At 68.3% G+C, this 13,356-nt stretch carries 13 protein-coding genes and 2 tRNA genes; 8 read left to right on the forward strand and 7 right to left on the reverse strand.

Annotation, left to right across the window (positions count from 1 at the left end):
* Window positions 1–71 precede the first annotated feature (71 nt).
* Together ABZ382_RS00005 and mihF are read right to left on the reverse strand one after the other, a co-directional pair.
* Window positions 72–156 (reverse strand) — tRNA-Leu (locus tag ABZ382_RS00005).
* Between the two features lie 139 nt (window positions 157–295).
* Complete coding sequence (gene mihF / locus ABZ382_RS00010) at window positions 296–610, reverse strand: integration host factor, actinobacterial type (RefSeq protein WP_357081650.1); 315 nt, start codon at window positions 608–610, stop codon at window positions 296–298.
* A 274-nt stretch (window positions 611–884) separates the two neighbouring features.
* Between mihF and ABZ382_RS00015 the strand changes: the two genes are divergently transcribed.
* The 6 genes from ABZ382_RS00015 to ABZ382_RS00040 all read left to right on the forward strand — a co-directional run bounded on the left by ABZ382_RS00015 (window position 885) and on the right by ABZ382_RS00040 (window position 7,958).
* Entirely contained in the window at window positions 885–1,712 is an 828-nt protein-coding gene (locus ABZ382_RS00015; RefSeq protein ID WP_357081652.1) for a hypothetical protein, read from the forward strand.
* A 150-nt stretch (window positions 1,713–1,862) separates the two neighbouring features.
* The gene (locus ABZ382_RS00020) at window positions 1,863–2,171 is read left to right on the forward strand and encodes a hypothetical protein (protein ID WP_357081653.1); all 309 of its coding nucleotides are present in this window, start codon (window positions 1,863–1,865) and stop codon (window positions 2,169–2,171) included.
* Between the two features lie 93 nt (window positions 2,172–2,264).
* Window positions 2,265–2,349 (forward strand) — tRNA-Leu (locus tag ABZ382_RS00025).
* Between the two features lie 244 nt (window positions 2,350–2,593).
* Complete coding sequence (locus ABZ382_RS00030) at window positions 2,594–5,083, forward strand: tetratricopeptide repeat protein (protein WP_357081655.1); 2,490 nt, start codon at window positions 2,594–2,596, stop codon at window positions 5,081–5,083.
* A 6-nt stretch (window positions 5,084–5,089) separates the two neighbouring features.
* On the forward strand, window positions 5,090–5,485 hold the full coding sequence (locus ABZ382_RS00035; RefSeq protein ID WP_357081657.1) for a hypothetical protein: 396 nt from the start codon (window positions 5,090–5,092) through the stop codon (window positions 5,483–5,485).
* Complete coding sequence (locus tag ABZ382_RS00040; protein WP_357081659.1) at window positions 5,466–7,958, forward strand: Hsp70 family protein; 2,493 nt, start codon at window positions 5,466–5,468, stop codon at window positions 7,956–7,958. The genes ABZ382_RS00035 and ABZ382_RS00040 overlap by 20 nt, the downstream gene beginning before the upstream one ends.
* Window positions 7,959–8,012: 54 nt before the next feature.
* Here the strand turns inward: ABZ382_RS00040 and ABZ382_RS00045 are convergent, their stop codons facing one another.
* Window positions 8,013–8,693, reverse strand: a complete 681-nt coding sequence (locus tag ABZ382_RS00045; protein ID WP_357081661.1) for an HD domain-containing protein — start codon at window positions 8,691–8,693, stop codon at window positions 8,013–8,015.
* Window positions 8,681–9,319, reverse strand: a complete 639-nt coding sequence (locus ABZ382_RS00050; protein ID WP_357081663.1) for an HD domain-containing protein — start codon at window positions 9,317–9,319, stop codon at window positions 8,681–8,683. Before ABZ382_RS00050 ends, ABZ382_RS00045 begins: the two co-directional genes overlap by 13 nt.
* A 104-nt stretch (window positions 9,320–9,423) precedes the next feature.
* Between ABZ382_RS00050 and ABZ382_RS00055 the strand changes: the two genes are divergently transcribed.
* Both ABZ382_RS00055 and ABZ382_RS00060 read left to right on the forward strand, forming a co-directional pair.
* Window positions 9,424–10,380, forward strand: coding sequence for a helix-turn-helix domain-containing protein (locus ABZ382_RS00055; RefSeq protein ID WP_357081665.1), 957 nt, complete (start codon window positions 9,424–9,426; stop codon window positions 10,378–10,380).
* Window positions 10,381–10,544: 164 nt separating this feature from the next.
* Window positions 10,545–10,955: a hypothetical protein gene (locus ABZ382_RS00060; protein ID WP_357081667.1), complete on the forward strand. Its 411-nt coding sequence runs from the start codon at window positions 10,545–10,547 to the stop codon at window positions 10,953–10,955.
* Between the two features lie 55 nt (window positions 10,956–11,010).
* On the opposite strand, the gene ABZ382_RS00065 is transcribed toward ABZ382_RS00060, so the two are convergent.
* From ABZ382_RS00065 to ABZ382_RS00075, 3 genes are all read right to left on the reverse strand, one after another.
* Entirely contained in the window at window positions 11,011–11,220 is a 210-nt protein-coding gene (locus ABZ382_RS00065; protein WP_357081669.1) for a hypothetical protein, read from the reverse strand.
* Window positions 11,221–11,471: 251 nt separating this feature from the next.
* Window positions 11,472–12,041: a hypothetical protein gene (locus ABZ382_RS00070; protein WP_357081671.1), complete on the reverse strand. Its 570-nt coding sequence runs from the start codon at window positions 12,039–12,041 to the stop codon at window positions 11,472–11,474.
* Between the two features lie 10 nt (window positions 12,042–12,051).
* Window positions 12,052–13,056 carry a papain-like cysteine protease family protein gene (locus ABZ382_RS00075; RefSeq protein ID WP_357081673.1) on the reverse strand — a complete coding sequence of 335 codons (1,005 nt, stop codon included), beginning with the start codon at window positions 13,054–13,056 and terminating at the stop codon, window positions 12,052–12,054.
* Between the last annotated feature and the right edge of the window lie 300 nt (window positions 13,057–13,356).

The following is a 13,356-nucleotide window of genomic DNA, read 5'->3' on the forward strand; positions in this document are numbered from 1 at the left end:
CCTCGATGTGGTGTACCCCTGCCGGGGTTCCGCCGAAGGCCGCTGCGATGCAGCGGCCTTCGTCTTCACTGTGTCCGGAGGGGGACTTGAACCCCCACGCCCTAATACGGGCACTAGCACCTCAAGCTAGCGCGTCTGCCATTCCGCCACCCGGACCGGTGGTGCTCAGCAAGGTTATCGGATCGGGCCGCGCGGACCAAATCGGTCGATGTAGTGCGTGTTTGCCGAGCGAGAGGAGGCGGTGGGAGTGGTTGCCGCCGGGCCGGATGCCGGCCCGGCAGGCCACCCCCCGATCTCAAGCCTTCAGCGCCTCCAGCAGCGCGGCGCGCTGCCGGGAGCCCAGGCCGCCGATGCGGCGGTCGGCGGGGATCTCGGCCTCGTCCATCAGCTTGGCCGCCTTGACGGGGCCGATACCCGGCAGCGCCTTGATGACCGCCGCCACCTTCGTCTTCTTGACCAAGTCCTCCGCGTCGGCGCGCTTGAGCACCTCGGCGAGACTGACAGACCCCTTCTTGACCTGCGCGATGAGTTCCGAGCGGGCCTTACGAACCGCCGCGGCCTTCGCCAGCGCCTCGGAGCGTTGTTCGGGGGTCATGGTGGGCAGAGCCATATGTCCTTACCTTTCACTCGTTCGCTGGTATTTCGCCGACGATTCAACAGGACAGTGGGCCCTCCGCAAGTACGACACACCGCGTGGACGTGGCCGACACGTCGACCGACCGGCGAAATTTGGACACGGGAGGCCCGTCTCGAGCCTCCCACGACACCGGTCGACTGACCAGAAGTTTGCTGGCAGACGTAGCTGGCAAATACTCGACCCCACGCCGGGCATCGGTACTACGGTGGGCGCGAACATCACCGGGCACCGGCGAAGGGCGGGGCAGATGCAGGGGTCGTATCCGTACGCCGAACCGGCCGCGACCGTGCCGTCCCTGGCCGATCGATACGCCAGCGCGCACCCCGTGACCTGGAACGGAGCGCAGGTCTACCCGCTGCACTCGGAGACTCTCGGGGACTCCCTCGCCACCGTCCGGCTGACCCTGCGCGCGGCCGTCGCGCGGGCGGGGGTGCGCAGCCTCGGCATCGGGCTCGCCGTCGACCGGGGGAATGTGTTGCTGGGCGGCCGCCAGATCAGGGGGGTTGACGTCTGGAGTGACGCGATGGACGGCGGGATCGACCTCGAGGTGTGCCCCACCGACACCGACGCCGCGATCACTCTGACCCCCGTCTGGGTCGACGACAGCGGCGCGACCGTCTCGTGGGTCGGCAACTACGGGATGCTCATCACCCGCGAACCGACCATGACCGTCCTGCACTGTTCCACCGGCGTCGGACCGCCCGATTTCGGAGAACTCGTCGTCGAGCTCACCACTGCCAGGAAACTGCCGCGTCCCGATCTGCCCGCCGAGGCCAGTCGCTACCAGAACGCGCTCTACGAGCTGGGTGTGGCGATGCAGAGCCGCGGCGACGAGGAGCAGGCCTGCCAACTATGGGCGCAGGCAGCCGAATTCGGGCATGTGGGTGCGGCCTACGACCTGGGTGTGGTCCGCTACCGCCGCGGCGACTACTCCGAGGCCGAACACTGGTGGCGCACGGCCGCCACCCACGGCGACCCGCGCGCGATGGCGGGCCTGGCCGAGTTGCTCGGTCGCCGCGGCGGTGGCGGCGAGGCGCGGGTCTGGCGCACGGCCGGCGCCACCGACTACCGCTGAGGACCCCCGACGCGCGCTATGACGCAAGTCACCCGACCCGGAGTTGAATCTCCGGGTCCGCCCCCGATTGCGGGGCGGTCGCGCCCATCTACAGTGGCGGTCGATCGCGCGGCCGCCTCGGCCCCGCGCACGACCCACGAGGAACGCATGATGAACACCGCGCGATGGACGGCCGTGGCGGCCGCCGCACTGGCCGTAACCCTGCTCTCGGGTTGCTCGGATGTCGAGAAGGCGCTCAATCAGGGCGGCGACACCAAGTGCAGCGACTACCTGATCCAGAGCGGCGACACCCAGCGCATCACCATCACCAAGTTCATCAAGCAGCAGTCCGGCACCCAGAACGAGCCGTCCGGCACCCAGGTCGACCTCTCCATGGCGGCAGTCCAGAGCCTCTGCCAGATCCAGGCCAACAAGGACACCCCCATCAAGAACGCCAATCTCCTCGGCATCCTCCACTAGCCCCAAACCCTCCCCCGCGCACCCCATTTCGCCTGGCCCAGCCCCGATTTCCGTTTCCGCCAACCCCTCCGCTAATCTTGTCCAGCATCACCGGTCCGGGTGGCGGAATGGCAGACGCGCTAGCTTGAGGTGCTAGTGCCCGTATTAGGGCGTGGGGGTTCAAGTCCCCCTCCGGACACAGTTCGATCGAACGCCGTTGCCTACGCAGCGGCGTTCGTCGTTTCCAGGGTCTCTTTCGTCGCCGTGGGCCAGAAAAGCGGCCGACTACCAAGCGGGCAGTCGGTACCATGTCGCGTTGAAGGGCGTTGGCTGCTGACAAGGTGCGAGGGGCCTTGTGGCGGAACGGCCTTGGGGAGGACGTGGCTGCGGTGACGACGCGGGAGGGGTTCGAGCGGGCGGCTGACGGAGGGGACCCCCGGGCGATGTACGAACTCGGGGTGCTGTCGGAGACAGCGGATCCGCCGGACTACCCCGCGGCCCGCCGATGGTTCGAGAAGGCTGCCGCGGCAGGCGAATCCGCCGCGTCCTTCCGGCTCGGATCGCTGCTGTCGGAGAAGGTGAAACCGCGCGACTACGACGCGGCGGTGTCGTGGTACGAGAAGGCCGCCGACAGCGGCACGCCGGAGGCCATGCACAAACTGGGGTTCCACTACCTGTATCGGATGTATCCCCCAGATCGCGAGCGGGCACGGTACTGGTACGAGAAGGACGCGAACCAAGGTTGCGCCCTGGCCGACTTCGAGGTCGGTCTACTCGATGCGGCCGACGGGAACCTCGGCGACGCGATGCTGCGGTACGAGAAGGCCGCGGCCGGAGGACAGGCCGGGGCCATGAACAACCTGGGCCTCATGCTCGAGCGGACCATGACGGTGCCGAACCTGGTCGCGGCCGCCGAATGGTACGAGCGCGCTATCGCGTTCGGCGACCCGAACGCCCAGGCGAACCTGGAACGTCTCCGCGGAGCCGCCGAGCCGCGACTCGAACTGCTGAGAACCGTTCTGCCCGAGACTGTTCCACTCGCGGCGGAGCCGCCATCCGTGCCGGAGACCACCGCGTCGACGGGCGTGACCGCGGCATTGGACGCGGTGCTCGACGACTCCCCCTACCTGCGCAACCCATTCCGGCTCGCCGGATTGCGCACCGACGCGGACTCGCGCCGATTTCGTGCGCGGGTAACCGAACTCGAAGCGAGCGAGCGGCTCGGTGCGCCGGTGGCGAGCCCGGGCGTATTGCCGGTGTCCCCGGCCCCCGAAACCGCCGATGTCCGGGCCGCCCTCAACCATCTGCGCGACCCGGTGAATCGCCTGGTGCACGAGCTGTTCTGGATCTGGCCGGCGGACGACGCCGATCCCGCGTGGGACGCACTGGCCGCGGGCGACCTCAGCGGTGCGGAACAGATCTGGCTGAGTCAGCTCGAAGAGAACGGTATCGCGGCACACAATCTGGCCGTCGTGCGGTCCATCCAGGGTCTGGAGTCGCGCCGCGGGCGCGCACCGGAAACCTGGCTGGACGCGCTCACCGCCTGGGATGTCGCGCTCGCCGGCCCGGCGCTGTGGGAACGATTGCGAGCCCGGGCCCGCCGCATCGACGAGCGCAGGCTGAACGACTCGGCGCTGGCCGAACTGCGACGTGCGCTGCCGGCCGCGGTCCTGCGTCTCCACGCCGCGCAACTCGTGCACGCCGCCAAGGACGACGATGCCGCGACCACGATGCTGCACATCGACGTGCTCACGCGATTCGGCGAGCAAGTATCCCGGGCGCCGAGTTCCTTCGGCACCGCCGTCTTCGACGAGATGCGGCGTTCGACCGTCGGGATCCTCGCCTCCCACATCAGAACCATCGCCGGGGATGTAACCGACATCGAGGGGCGCGAGGCGTTGGCGGCGGCACATCGCATGCTCGACCGCGCGCGAGTGTCGTTGCTGGCGATGGACCGGCTCCGCGAGCCGACCGACCTGGAGGGCTTGGGCGCGCACGACGAACTCGTGTGGACCGCGGTCAATCTCGACATCAGATATCTGAACGAGACCGATGATTGGGCGGCGAGCGCAGCTCTGCTCGAGCGGCTCGCCGTCCCCGGGGCCGACTCGATGCGGCGGCGGCTCGCCGAGATCTGGGCCTACACCGCGCGCCGCCACCTCGCGGAACTGCTCGAACACGCGCGGACCAGCACCGCGGCCGATCGGCGCGCCGGTGCGGACGTGGCGCGATACCTGCTGGACCGTGCCCAGTTCATGCTCCCCAGGATGCGGGCCTACCTGGGGCCGGACGATGAGCTACTGGTGGAGTTTCAGGACGCGGTCGCCACCCGGGCCACCTACTGCCTGGCGGACTATTTCAATCAGACCGGTGATCTGGACGCCGTCGAGCCGTTGCACGCGAGGATCCAGCCCCTGCCCCTCGGCATCGTCGCGAAGAAGTATGTGGCCGACCAGACCGCCAATCTGGCGCGACTCCGCGGGCGGCGCGACGACACCGGCTCGCTGGAGAACATCTGCTGGTTCTGCCGGAAGGAACCCAAGGACGCCGGATCCTCCCTGGGGCTCGATCTGCATCGAGACATGAGCGACCAGCTAGGCGGCACGAGCAATTGGCGCTTTCGCACCGTTGCGGTTCCGAGGTGCGCGAAGTGCTGGGAGGCGCATCAGCCGGCGGCACGGCGGGAGAGACGCGCCGCCTCGGCCGCTCGGCTGGGCGGTATGACGACAATCGTCGGCTTCTTCGTCGGGCTGGTCATCCACCCGGCGTTCATCGTGGGCGGGGTCGGACTGCTGGTGGCGATTGTCGCCAGCAGTGCGGATTACGGCCGTGAGATCAAGGCCCACGCCTACACGTTTCCCACCGTCGTCGAACTGATGGCCAAGGGATGGATCAAAGGCAAGCGGTCCCTCCAGCAGTCTCCCGACAAGTGAGGTGTCATGGACGGCAAGGATTTTCGGCCGGTGCTGGTGGAAATGGCGACAATGGTGTGGCGGTTGCAGAGCAAGCTCGCCGCCAATTCCGCCGCTGACGGGGACGACTCGGCACGACTGCTGAATTCCCTGTCCCGCCAGGTCGATTCGATGGCGCACGCACTGGCGGATGCGGGCGTGCAGGTGCAGTCGCATACCGGTGAGGCGTTCGATCCGGGCCAATCGGTGGAGGTGATCGCCTTCGCGCCCACGGATTCGGCGGACCGCGAGACGGTCCTGGAAACGATCACGCCGACGGTGTATCTCGACGGCCGGCTCGTGCAGCGCGGCCAGATCATCGTCGCCACTCCCGAACTCGCGCAACAACTCTCGGAGGACCCCCATGGACAGATCGACCGTTGATTTCGGGATCGATCTCGGCACCACCAACAGCGCCGTCGCCGTGCTGCGCGGCGTCGAGGCCGACATCGTCAAGAACAACGAGGACGCCGACACTACCCCGTCGGCGATCTGGATCGATCGCCGCGAGCAGTTGCGGGTGGGCCGCGCGGCCAAGGAACGCAGTGAATCCGACCCGGACAACACCGCCGTGGAATTCAAGCTGCGCATGGGAACCGCGGGTGAATCGGTGCGATTCACCTCCAGTGGACGCGATCTCACTCCTCCGCAGCTGTCCGCCGAGGTGCTCAAATCGCTGCGCGCCGATGTGCAGCAGCGGCTCGGCGAGGAGATCGAGGCCGCGGTGGTGACGGTGCCCGCCGCCTTCGACATGGCGGCCTGCGACGCCACCCGCGCCGCCGCCGAGGCCGCGGGCCTGCGTTTCTCGCCGCTCTTGCAGGAACCGACCGCGGCCGCGCTGACCTACGGATTCCAGTCCGCGGACGAGGACGCGCGCTGGTTGGTGTACGACCTCGGGGGCGGCACCTTCGACGCCGCCGTCATCCAGTTGCGCGAAGGCGAATTCACGGTGCTCAACCACCGCGGCGACAACTATCTCGGCGGCAAGCTGATCGACTGGCGAATCGTCGAGGAACTGCTGCTGCCCGCTGTGCGTGCCGAATTCGGGCTGCCCGATCTGGCCCGCGGCACGGTGCGGTGGCGTTCGGCGGTCAACAAGCTCAAGCTCCATGCCGAGAAGGCGAAGATCCAGCTGTCGCGCTCACCGTCGGCCGATATCGAGGTCGAACTCGACGACGGCGCCGGGCGCAGATTCGAGTTCTATTACGAATTACGGCGTTCCGAGGTGGAGCGCCTGTCCGAGCCGCTGATCACCCGGTCGGTGAACCTGTGCCGCAAGGCGCTCGAGGAAGCGCATCTGACGCCCGGCGATATCGGCAAGATGATCCTGGTCGGCGGTCCGACTCTGTCGCCTTACCTGCGCGAGTTCCTCGGCGACGACCGGCACGGCCTCGGCATCCCGCTCGACCACAGCCAGGATCCGTTGACCGTCGTGGCCCGGGGCGCCGCGATATTCGCCGGGACGCAACGGATTCCGCAGACCGCCGCGCCCGTGGCCGCACCCGGCGGGTTCACCGCCCAGCTCGAATACTCGCCTGTCGGCCCGGACCGGGAGCCGCTCGTGGTCGGACGGATCGCCGCCGCCGATGGCGAGGTACCAGACGGTCTCACCATCGAGGTGGTCAATGCGGAGTCCCAGCCGCCCTGGCGCAGCGGCAAGATCGCCGTCGCGGACACGGGGGTGTTCTCCACTACGCTGTGGGCGGATACGGGCCGCGCCAACACCTTCGAGCTCGAGCTCACCGATGCCGCCGGTCGCCGCCGCGAACTCGTGCCGGATCACCTGACCTACACCTTCGGGGCGGTCGAGACCCAACCGCTGCTGACCCACCGGATCGGTCTCGGCCTGGCCGACAACACCACCGAAGAGCTGATCGAACGCAATACTCCGCTGCCCACCCGCGCCCGTAAGCGGCTGCGCACCTCGGTCGGGGTGCTGCGCGGCATCGCGAAGTCCGGGTTGATCCGAATCCCGGTGGTGGAGGGCGAGCACGCGCGCGCCGACCGCAACCGTGTCATCGGCCGGCTGGACATCACCGCCGAGGAGATCGAGCGCTCCGTGCCCGCGGGCAGCGAGATCGAGGTGACCGTCGAAATCGACGCCTCGCGCATCCTGGTCGCTCGCGCCTACCTGCCCTACCTCGACGCCGAATTCGAGAACGTCATCGACCTGCGCACCGAAACCCTGCCCGACGCAGACCAATTGCGCCGCGACACCGAGGCGGAGCTGCAGCGCCTCGCCGAGGTTCGCGAGCGCGCCGCCGGCTTCGGGAATCCGACCTCGGGGATGCTGCTGGAGCGTCTCGACCAGGAGAAGACGGTGAGCGACACCCAGCACCTGGTCGAGGCCGCCGCCACCGACCCGGACGCCGCGGTGGCGGGCGCCCAGCGCCTGCGCGACCTGCGCGCCGCCATCGACGAGGCCGAGGACGAACTCATCTGGCCGAGCCTCGTCGCCGAAGCCAAGGAGATGGTCGGCTATACCCGGGCCCGCGTCGGGGACGTCGGCCACGAGCTGTTCCGCCACGAGTTCGACCAGCTCGAGGAGGCGGTGTACAAGGCCATCGACAACCGTGCCCCCGATCTGCTCCGCCAGCGCGTCTCCGACCTCCGCAAGCTGTGGAGCCGACTGCTCGACCACACGGGGGAACTCCAGATCATCATCTTCGAGGAGCTCTGCGAGAACCACGCCACGATGACCGACGTCGCGCTGGCCGACACCCTGATCGCGCAGGGGCACCGCATGATCCGTGACGATGACCTGGCGCAGCTGCGCTTGGTCAACGCACGCCTGCGTCACCTGCTGGACGAGCCGCCCGCCGACCCCGACCCCTTCAGCACCATCCGCAAAGCATGATCGCCGAATCCCTGTCCGGTCAGGGAATTCGCGCGGATCGGCTGCCAGGGGTACTCAGTGAGTCGAGTCCGGGCTCGGGAGGTCGAGTCGGTTGCCGGCGAGTCGGTCGGCCAGTCCGGCGGCGAGGGCGGTGGCCGCGGGGCTGTGCGGTTTGCGGGCGGCTTGGTCGGTGAAGCAGCGCGTGAATTCTTCGGCCAGTCCCGCGCGCGGCCAGCGGGTGAGGACCTGATGGCGCAGTTGCGGGCTCAGCGTGTCGATTTCGCGGCCGGAGATGTCGATGCCGGTGGAACGTTCCAGCAGATGTCCTTCGGGGTCGAGGGACAGGTCGACCGACGGCCACATGTGGCGGACGATGATCTCCAGCAGGCGGGTGCGGCGGTGGGCGGACCAGCCCAGGCCCGCGGCGAAGACCTTGGCCAGGTGTCCGCCGGCCTCGTCGAAGGGCAGGTGGTGGTTGTCGAAGGCGGTGACCAGTCCCAAGTCGTGGAACATCGCCGCGACCCACAGCAGTTCGGCGTCGAAATCGATCTGTTCCTGGCGGGCCAGCGCCGCCGCCCACAGGTAGGCGCGCACCGAATGATGCAGCAGCGCTGTCGAACTGTATTCCGCCGCGATCTCGACAGCGCGTGCGGTCGCCGCCGACTCGGGGATCACCAGTTGCGCCATGTCGGTGACCACCGCGGCGGTGTCGCCCGGTGTCGCCGCGGCGGTGTCGCGCGGGGTCACTGCGGCCACGCCGAGTTCTTGATGACCTCGACGAAGTCGTCTCGGACGAATCCGGGCAGGTAGTGGGCGAGCACGTCGGCCTTGACGTTGCCGAACGTGGTGCCGGGACGGTGGGCGATGCCCTCGGTGAACGCTGCCAGGATCTGGTTCTTGAAGTCCGGGCGCGGATGCGCGGCAACGATCTGCTCGCGTTCGGCGGCGCTGATCGCGTCGTAGCCGATGCCGAGCACGTCCAGCTCCACGCCGTGCGTCACCAGCGCGATCTCGGCGCCCATGTGCAGCGGGATCTCGGGGGTGGTGTGCAGGGCGATCGCCGTCCAGACCCGTTGGGCGGCTTCACCGTTCACGCCGTGCGCGTGCAGGAACCGGCGTGCTTCGTCGGCCCCGTCGACCTCGAAACGCTGGTCGTCGCGCCGATAGGTCTCGGTCAGTCCCAGGTCGTGGAACATCGCGCCGATGTACAGCAGCTCCGGGTCGAAATCCACGTCCAGCTCACGCCCACGCAAGGCCGCGAACAGGAACACCCGTCGGGAGTGGTCGTACACCAGCGGGGTGGCGGCGTCGCGCACCAGCTGTTCGGCCTCGCGGGCCATGGCGCTGTCGGGGATCGGTACCCCCGCGATCGTCGTGCTCATGGAAGTTCGGCTCCTTCTCGGTCGGGTTCGCTCCTTGTTCACTGTGTCAGCGGGCGATAGCCTGCTGCCATGACAATTTCGACCGGGGAACCACAGATATGGACATGAGGCGTCGGGTGGCGATCCTGGTGTTCGACGGGGTCACGCTGCTCGATGTCAGCGGCCCGTCCGAGGTGCTGTCCGAGGCCACCACCCTCGGACACCCCTACGACGTCGAGGTCGTCTCCCCCGCCGGTGGCCTGGTGCGAACGTCGGGCGGCCTGGGACTGGCGAGCATCGCGGTGGGCGACGCCGCTCCCGCGCACACCGTGATCGTGGCGGGCGGCGACCGGCTCGCCGACGGGCGCATCGATCCGGCCGTGCTCGCGGCGGCCGCACGGCTCACCGATGGTGCGGTCCGGGTGGCCGCGGTGTGCACGGGTGCGTTCGTGCTCGCCGAACTCGGACTGCTCGACAGCCATCGAGCCACCACGCACTGGCGTCATGCCGCGGCGCTCGCACGTCGCTATCCGCGCGTCGATGTGGACGTCGACGCGCTGCACATCCGGCACGGCCGCTATCTCACCTCGGCCGGGATCAGCGCCGGTATCGACATGACCCTGGCCCTGGTGGAGGACGACCACGGTTCGGCCGCGGCCCGGGCGGTCGCCCAGGAACTGGTCATGTTCCTGCAGCGTCCGGGCGGCCAATCGCAGTTCTCGCACGCGATGAGCACCCCGCCCGCCCGAAACGTGGAGCTGCGCACCGTCATCGACGCCGTCCTCGCCGACCGCGCCGGCCCGCACACCACCGCCACCATGGCCGCCGCCGCGGGACTCAGTCCCCGCCACTTCACCCGAATCTTCCAGTCCGACATCGGAACCACCCCTGCCCAGTGGCTCGAGCGCCTGCGCGTCGAGAACGCGCAACAGCTGCTGCTGCAGGGCCACACCGTCACCGCCGCCGCGCACCGCAGCGGGCTCGGCAGCGACGAGACGCTGCGCCGCGCCTTCGCCCGCCACCTGGCCACCACGCCCACCGACTACCGCAACCGATTCACCAGCACACGCCCGACAAGGTAGGACGACGCCGAACCGGCCACACCGCAGACGCGGGCCCTGCCGGCCCGACACGCAACGAGCTGGCGAATCCCGTTCGGACAGACCGCTCTCCGACGAAGGTCTGGACACAACACCTCCGCCATGCGTTATGGTTAGGCTAACCTAGCCTAAAAGGAGATCTGCTCATGATTCGCAAGTTCGTCGTGGCCTCGATGCTGTCCGCCAGCTTGTTGGCGCCGGCCGTCGCCGTCGTCGCGACCGCTCCGGCCGCCGTGGCCGCGCCGGCCACGCCGTCCGCGGGTGAGCTGCAGGGCAAGCTGCAGGCGGCGCTGAACGGCTCGGCCGCCGAGTTGGAGTCCGGCGACGCGAGCCAGATCGCCAACGTGAGTCAGGTGATTCAGCGGATTCCGGGGTACAGCTGGGACGTGTCGGGGCCGATCTCGGTCGACGGTGACGTCCTGTCCGCCACGCTGAACAGCCGGCTGGGATCCTATGCCTTCCCGTTCTCGGTGACCTGGAAGGACGTCGGCGGCACCTGGAAGCTCTCGCGCGAGAGCGAGGAAATGCTCGCGAGCTACGCCAACATGGCCTGGTGACAGCGCGCAGCCTCGACTGAGGAAGGAAGTGGCCCGGCGTTCGGCGGGTGACGCCTCACACGCGAGCGCGCATGCGGTGCCGCCCTCCGGTGGCGGCACCGGTGTCGCGCATGGCGGGCAACTCGATCGTGGGTTCGTCGAGCGCGCGATGCAGTCGCGCGAGAAACTCGTCCAAACTGCCGTACCGGCATCGGATCTCGCTCAGCAGGTTCATGGTCACGTCCATCACCGGGCTCACTTCCCACCAGTGCCAGGTTCGCGCCAATCCGCGCGTCCTGGCAAACTGAACAGACAAGCGGCATGGTAATCAGACAGCAAACCGAAAGACCCAGTTTGCCTATGACAAATTGCGCCATTCTCATCATCAGCTAACTCCCTGCAGGGCAAAGCCGAGATGGTCCAGCGTCGGGAAGTGCCGCCGGCGGCGATAGCAGGGGTTCTCCGCGAGTGATTCCGAGGTCGCGGCCACGACGAAAGCCGCTGCGGCGCAGCGGCTTTCTCGACCGGGGGTGGGGGTCAGGCGGGTGGGGTGGTGGTGTTGCGGGCGAGGTCGGAGAGTTCGGCGAGGAAGTCGGCGGTGGGGACGGGTTTGCCTTCCTTGCCGATGGGTGAGGGTTCCAGGGGGACGAGGAGATCGTCGGTCGGCGAGTGGAGCCACAACGCCATCACGTAGAGGGCGGGGATGCGGAGGAGGCGGAGTTCGTAGCCCTTCTTCTCCAGCTGGGGCAGTTTGCGGAGGGTTTTGACGGCTTTGTCGGTGCCGAGGACGAAGGGGCCCTCGGTGAACTGGGAGACTTCCTGCGTGCCGTCGGGGGCCGGCACGGTTTCGGCGCTGGCGATGATCTGGGTGCCGTCGGTGACGAGGTAGCGCCAGCCGACGGGCTGGGCGTGGTCGAGGCCGGCGCCGGCGGCGAGGTCGTCGAGGCCCATGGTGAAAACCTCGTGGGGCGTGGACAAGTCGAGGTTCTCCTTGCGGGCGCCCTTGAGCGCTTTGGTGGAGAACTTGCCGCTGTCGGCGAAGGCGTGGAGGCGGCCTTTCACCTTGTCGGGGACCTCGGCGGGCGGTTCGGGCAGGTGCAACGGCATGACGGTCTCCTCAGCGCTTGGTCTTGTAGGAATGGGTCCAGGTGCCGGAGCCCTGGTAGGCGTTGCGGTAGGTGGCGTCGGTGACGTCGGAGTCGCCGTACCAGGGGTCGGCGACGCTCACATACTCGACGCCGTTGGACATGAAGCGGCCGCGCAACACCATGAAGTGCCCGCCGCCGCCCGCCCAGCCGACGCGCGTCCCGACCGGCAGTGTGGCAGCGAGTTCGAGGCCCAGTTGGGCGGTGGTCAGCTGGGCTCCGACGATCGTGTTGTAGTGCCCGACCCGCTGCAGCGCTCGATCCAGCCACCACGGCTGATTGCAGGGCGCGACCGATCCCGCGCCCCCGCAACAGTCGTTGCGGCCCACCTCGGCGTTCACCACCGTGCACTGCGTCCATGGGGTCCCGGGCTCGTAGTAGACCGCCACGCTCGTCGATGTCGCGGCCCAGCACCACTGCGTCTGCTGCTGATGCTGCATCTGGAAGTCCAGGCGCTGGTCGGCCAGTTCGAGGAAGAACTTCTCGTGCACGCCGCCGTCGGCGGCGAACTGGCAGTTGACCACGCCTCCCCCACTGCCGTTGAACGCGGTGACCCCGGTGCCGTTCAGTCGCAGGTACACCTTCGGGAACCCGATCGACTCGAAGGAGAACGAGCCGTCGGACTGCGGGCTCAGGTGGAACTTCTCGTACGGTCCCGGACCGCCGGTGCTGTACTGGCAGTTCACGGTTCCGCCCCCGGACCCGGTCTGCGAGGTCACCCCGCTGCCGTCCATCCGCAGAAAGACGTTCGGGAAGGTGGCCGACTCGAGGGCGTACGAGCCGTCAGCCATCGCGCGCGCCCGGAACCTCTCGTACTGCCCGGCGGTGTACTGGCAATTGACCGTCCCGCTCCCGTTGTCGGCGGTGCTGGTCGAGGCATACCCGTCCAAGCGTAGGTACACGTTCGCGAAGGCCGTCGATCGCAGCGTGATCGGTGTGTTCCCCAGGCTGGCGAGCTCGGCTGCTGACAATGGCATGGTGAGCCTTCTTCCGTCCGGCTTATCCCCTGCCCGGCCCGGAATCCGTTCCGCTGGTGGCGATTTCGTCCGAGCCGGTGAATTCAGTGGACGGCATCGGGTCCGGCTCGGAAAAGGGTCTTTGGTCCCGAATCGCGCGCGCCGGAATCCGCGAAACCGGTTGGCTTGCAAAGAAACTCGGGATCGCGAACGGGACCGATATCGCGGTTCCGGAGTGTCTGATCATGGTCGCCCGGACAATGGGGCCCAGAGCCGGCGCTCGCTGCCGAACTCGATGTCGAGCTCCCGGTAGCCGGCGGG

The sequence above is a fragment of the Nocardia sp. NPDC005825 genome, from assembly GCF_040630175.1.
Classification (GTDB): Bacteria; Actinomycetota; Actinomycetes; order Mycobacteriales; family Mycobacteriaceae; genus Nocardia.

Excerpts from the sequence above, each read along its gene's own strand:
- ABZ382_RS00075 (WP_357081673.1), bottom strand. The coding sequence starts at position 13,056 with ATGCCATTGTCAGCAGCCGAGCTCGCCAGCCTGGGGAACACACCGATC.
- ABZ382_RS00050 (WP_357081663.1), bottom strand. The coding sequence starts at position 9,319 with ATGAGCACGACGATCGCGGGGGTACCGATCCCCGACAGCGCCATGGCC.
- ABZ382_RS00030 (WP_357081655.1), top strand. The coding sequence starts at position 2,594 with ATGTACGAACTCGGGGTGCTGTCGGAGACAGCGGATCCGCCGGACTAC.
- mihF (WP_357081650.1), bottom strand. The coding sequence starts at position 610 with ATGGCTCTGCCCACCATGACCCCCGAACAACGCTCCGAGGCGCTGGCG.
- ABZ382_RS00055 (WP_357081665.1), top strand. The coding sequence starts at position 9,424 with ATGAGGCGTCGGGTGGCGATCCTGGTGTTCGACGGGGTCACGCTGCTC.
- ABZ382_RS00070 (WP_357081671.1), bottom strand. The coding sequence starts at position 12,041 with ATGCCGTTGCACCTGCCCGAACCGCCCGCCGAGGTCCCCGACAAGGTG.
- ABZ382_RS00015 (WP_357081652.1), top strand. The coding sequence starts at position 885 with ATGCAGGGGTCGTATCCGTACGCCGAACCGGCCGCGACCGTGCCGTCC.
- ABZ382_RS00060 (WP_357081667.1), top strand. The coding sequence starts at position 10,545 with ATGATTCGCAAGTTCGTCGTGGCCTCGATGCTGTCCGCCAGCTTGTTG.
- ABZ382_RS00040 (WP_357081659.1), top strand. The coding sequence starts at position 5,466 with ATGGACAGATCGACCGTTGATTTCGGGATCGATCTCGGCACCACCAAC.
- ABZ382_RS00020 (WP_357081653.1), top strand. The coding sequence starts at position 1,863 with ATGAACACCGCGCGATGGACGGCCGTGGCGGCCGCCGCACTGGCCGTA.
- ABZ382_RS00035 (WP_357081657.1), top strand. The coding sequence starts at position 5,090 with ATGGACGGCAAGGATTTTCGGCCGGTGCTGGTGGAAATGGCGACAATG.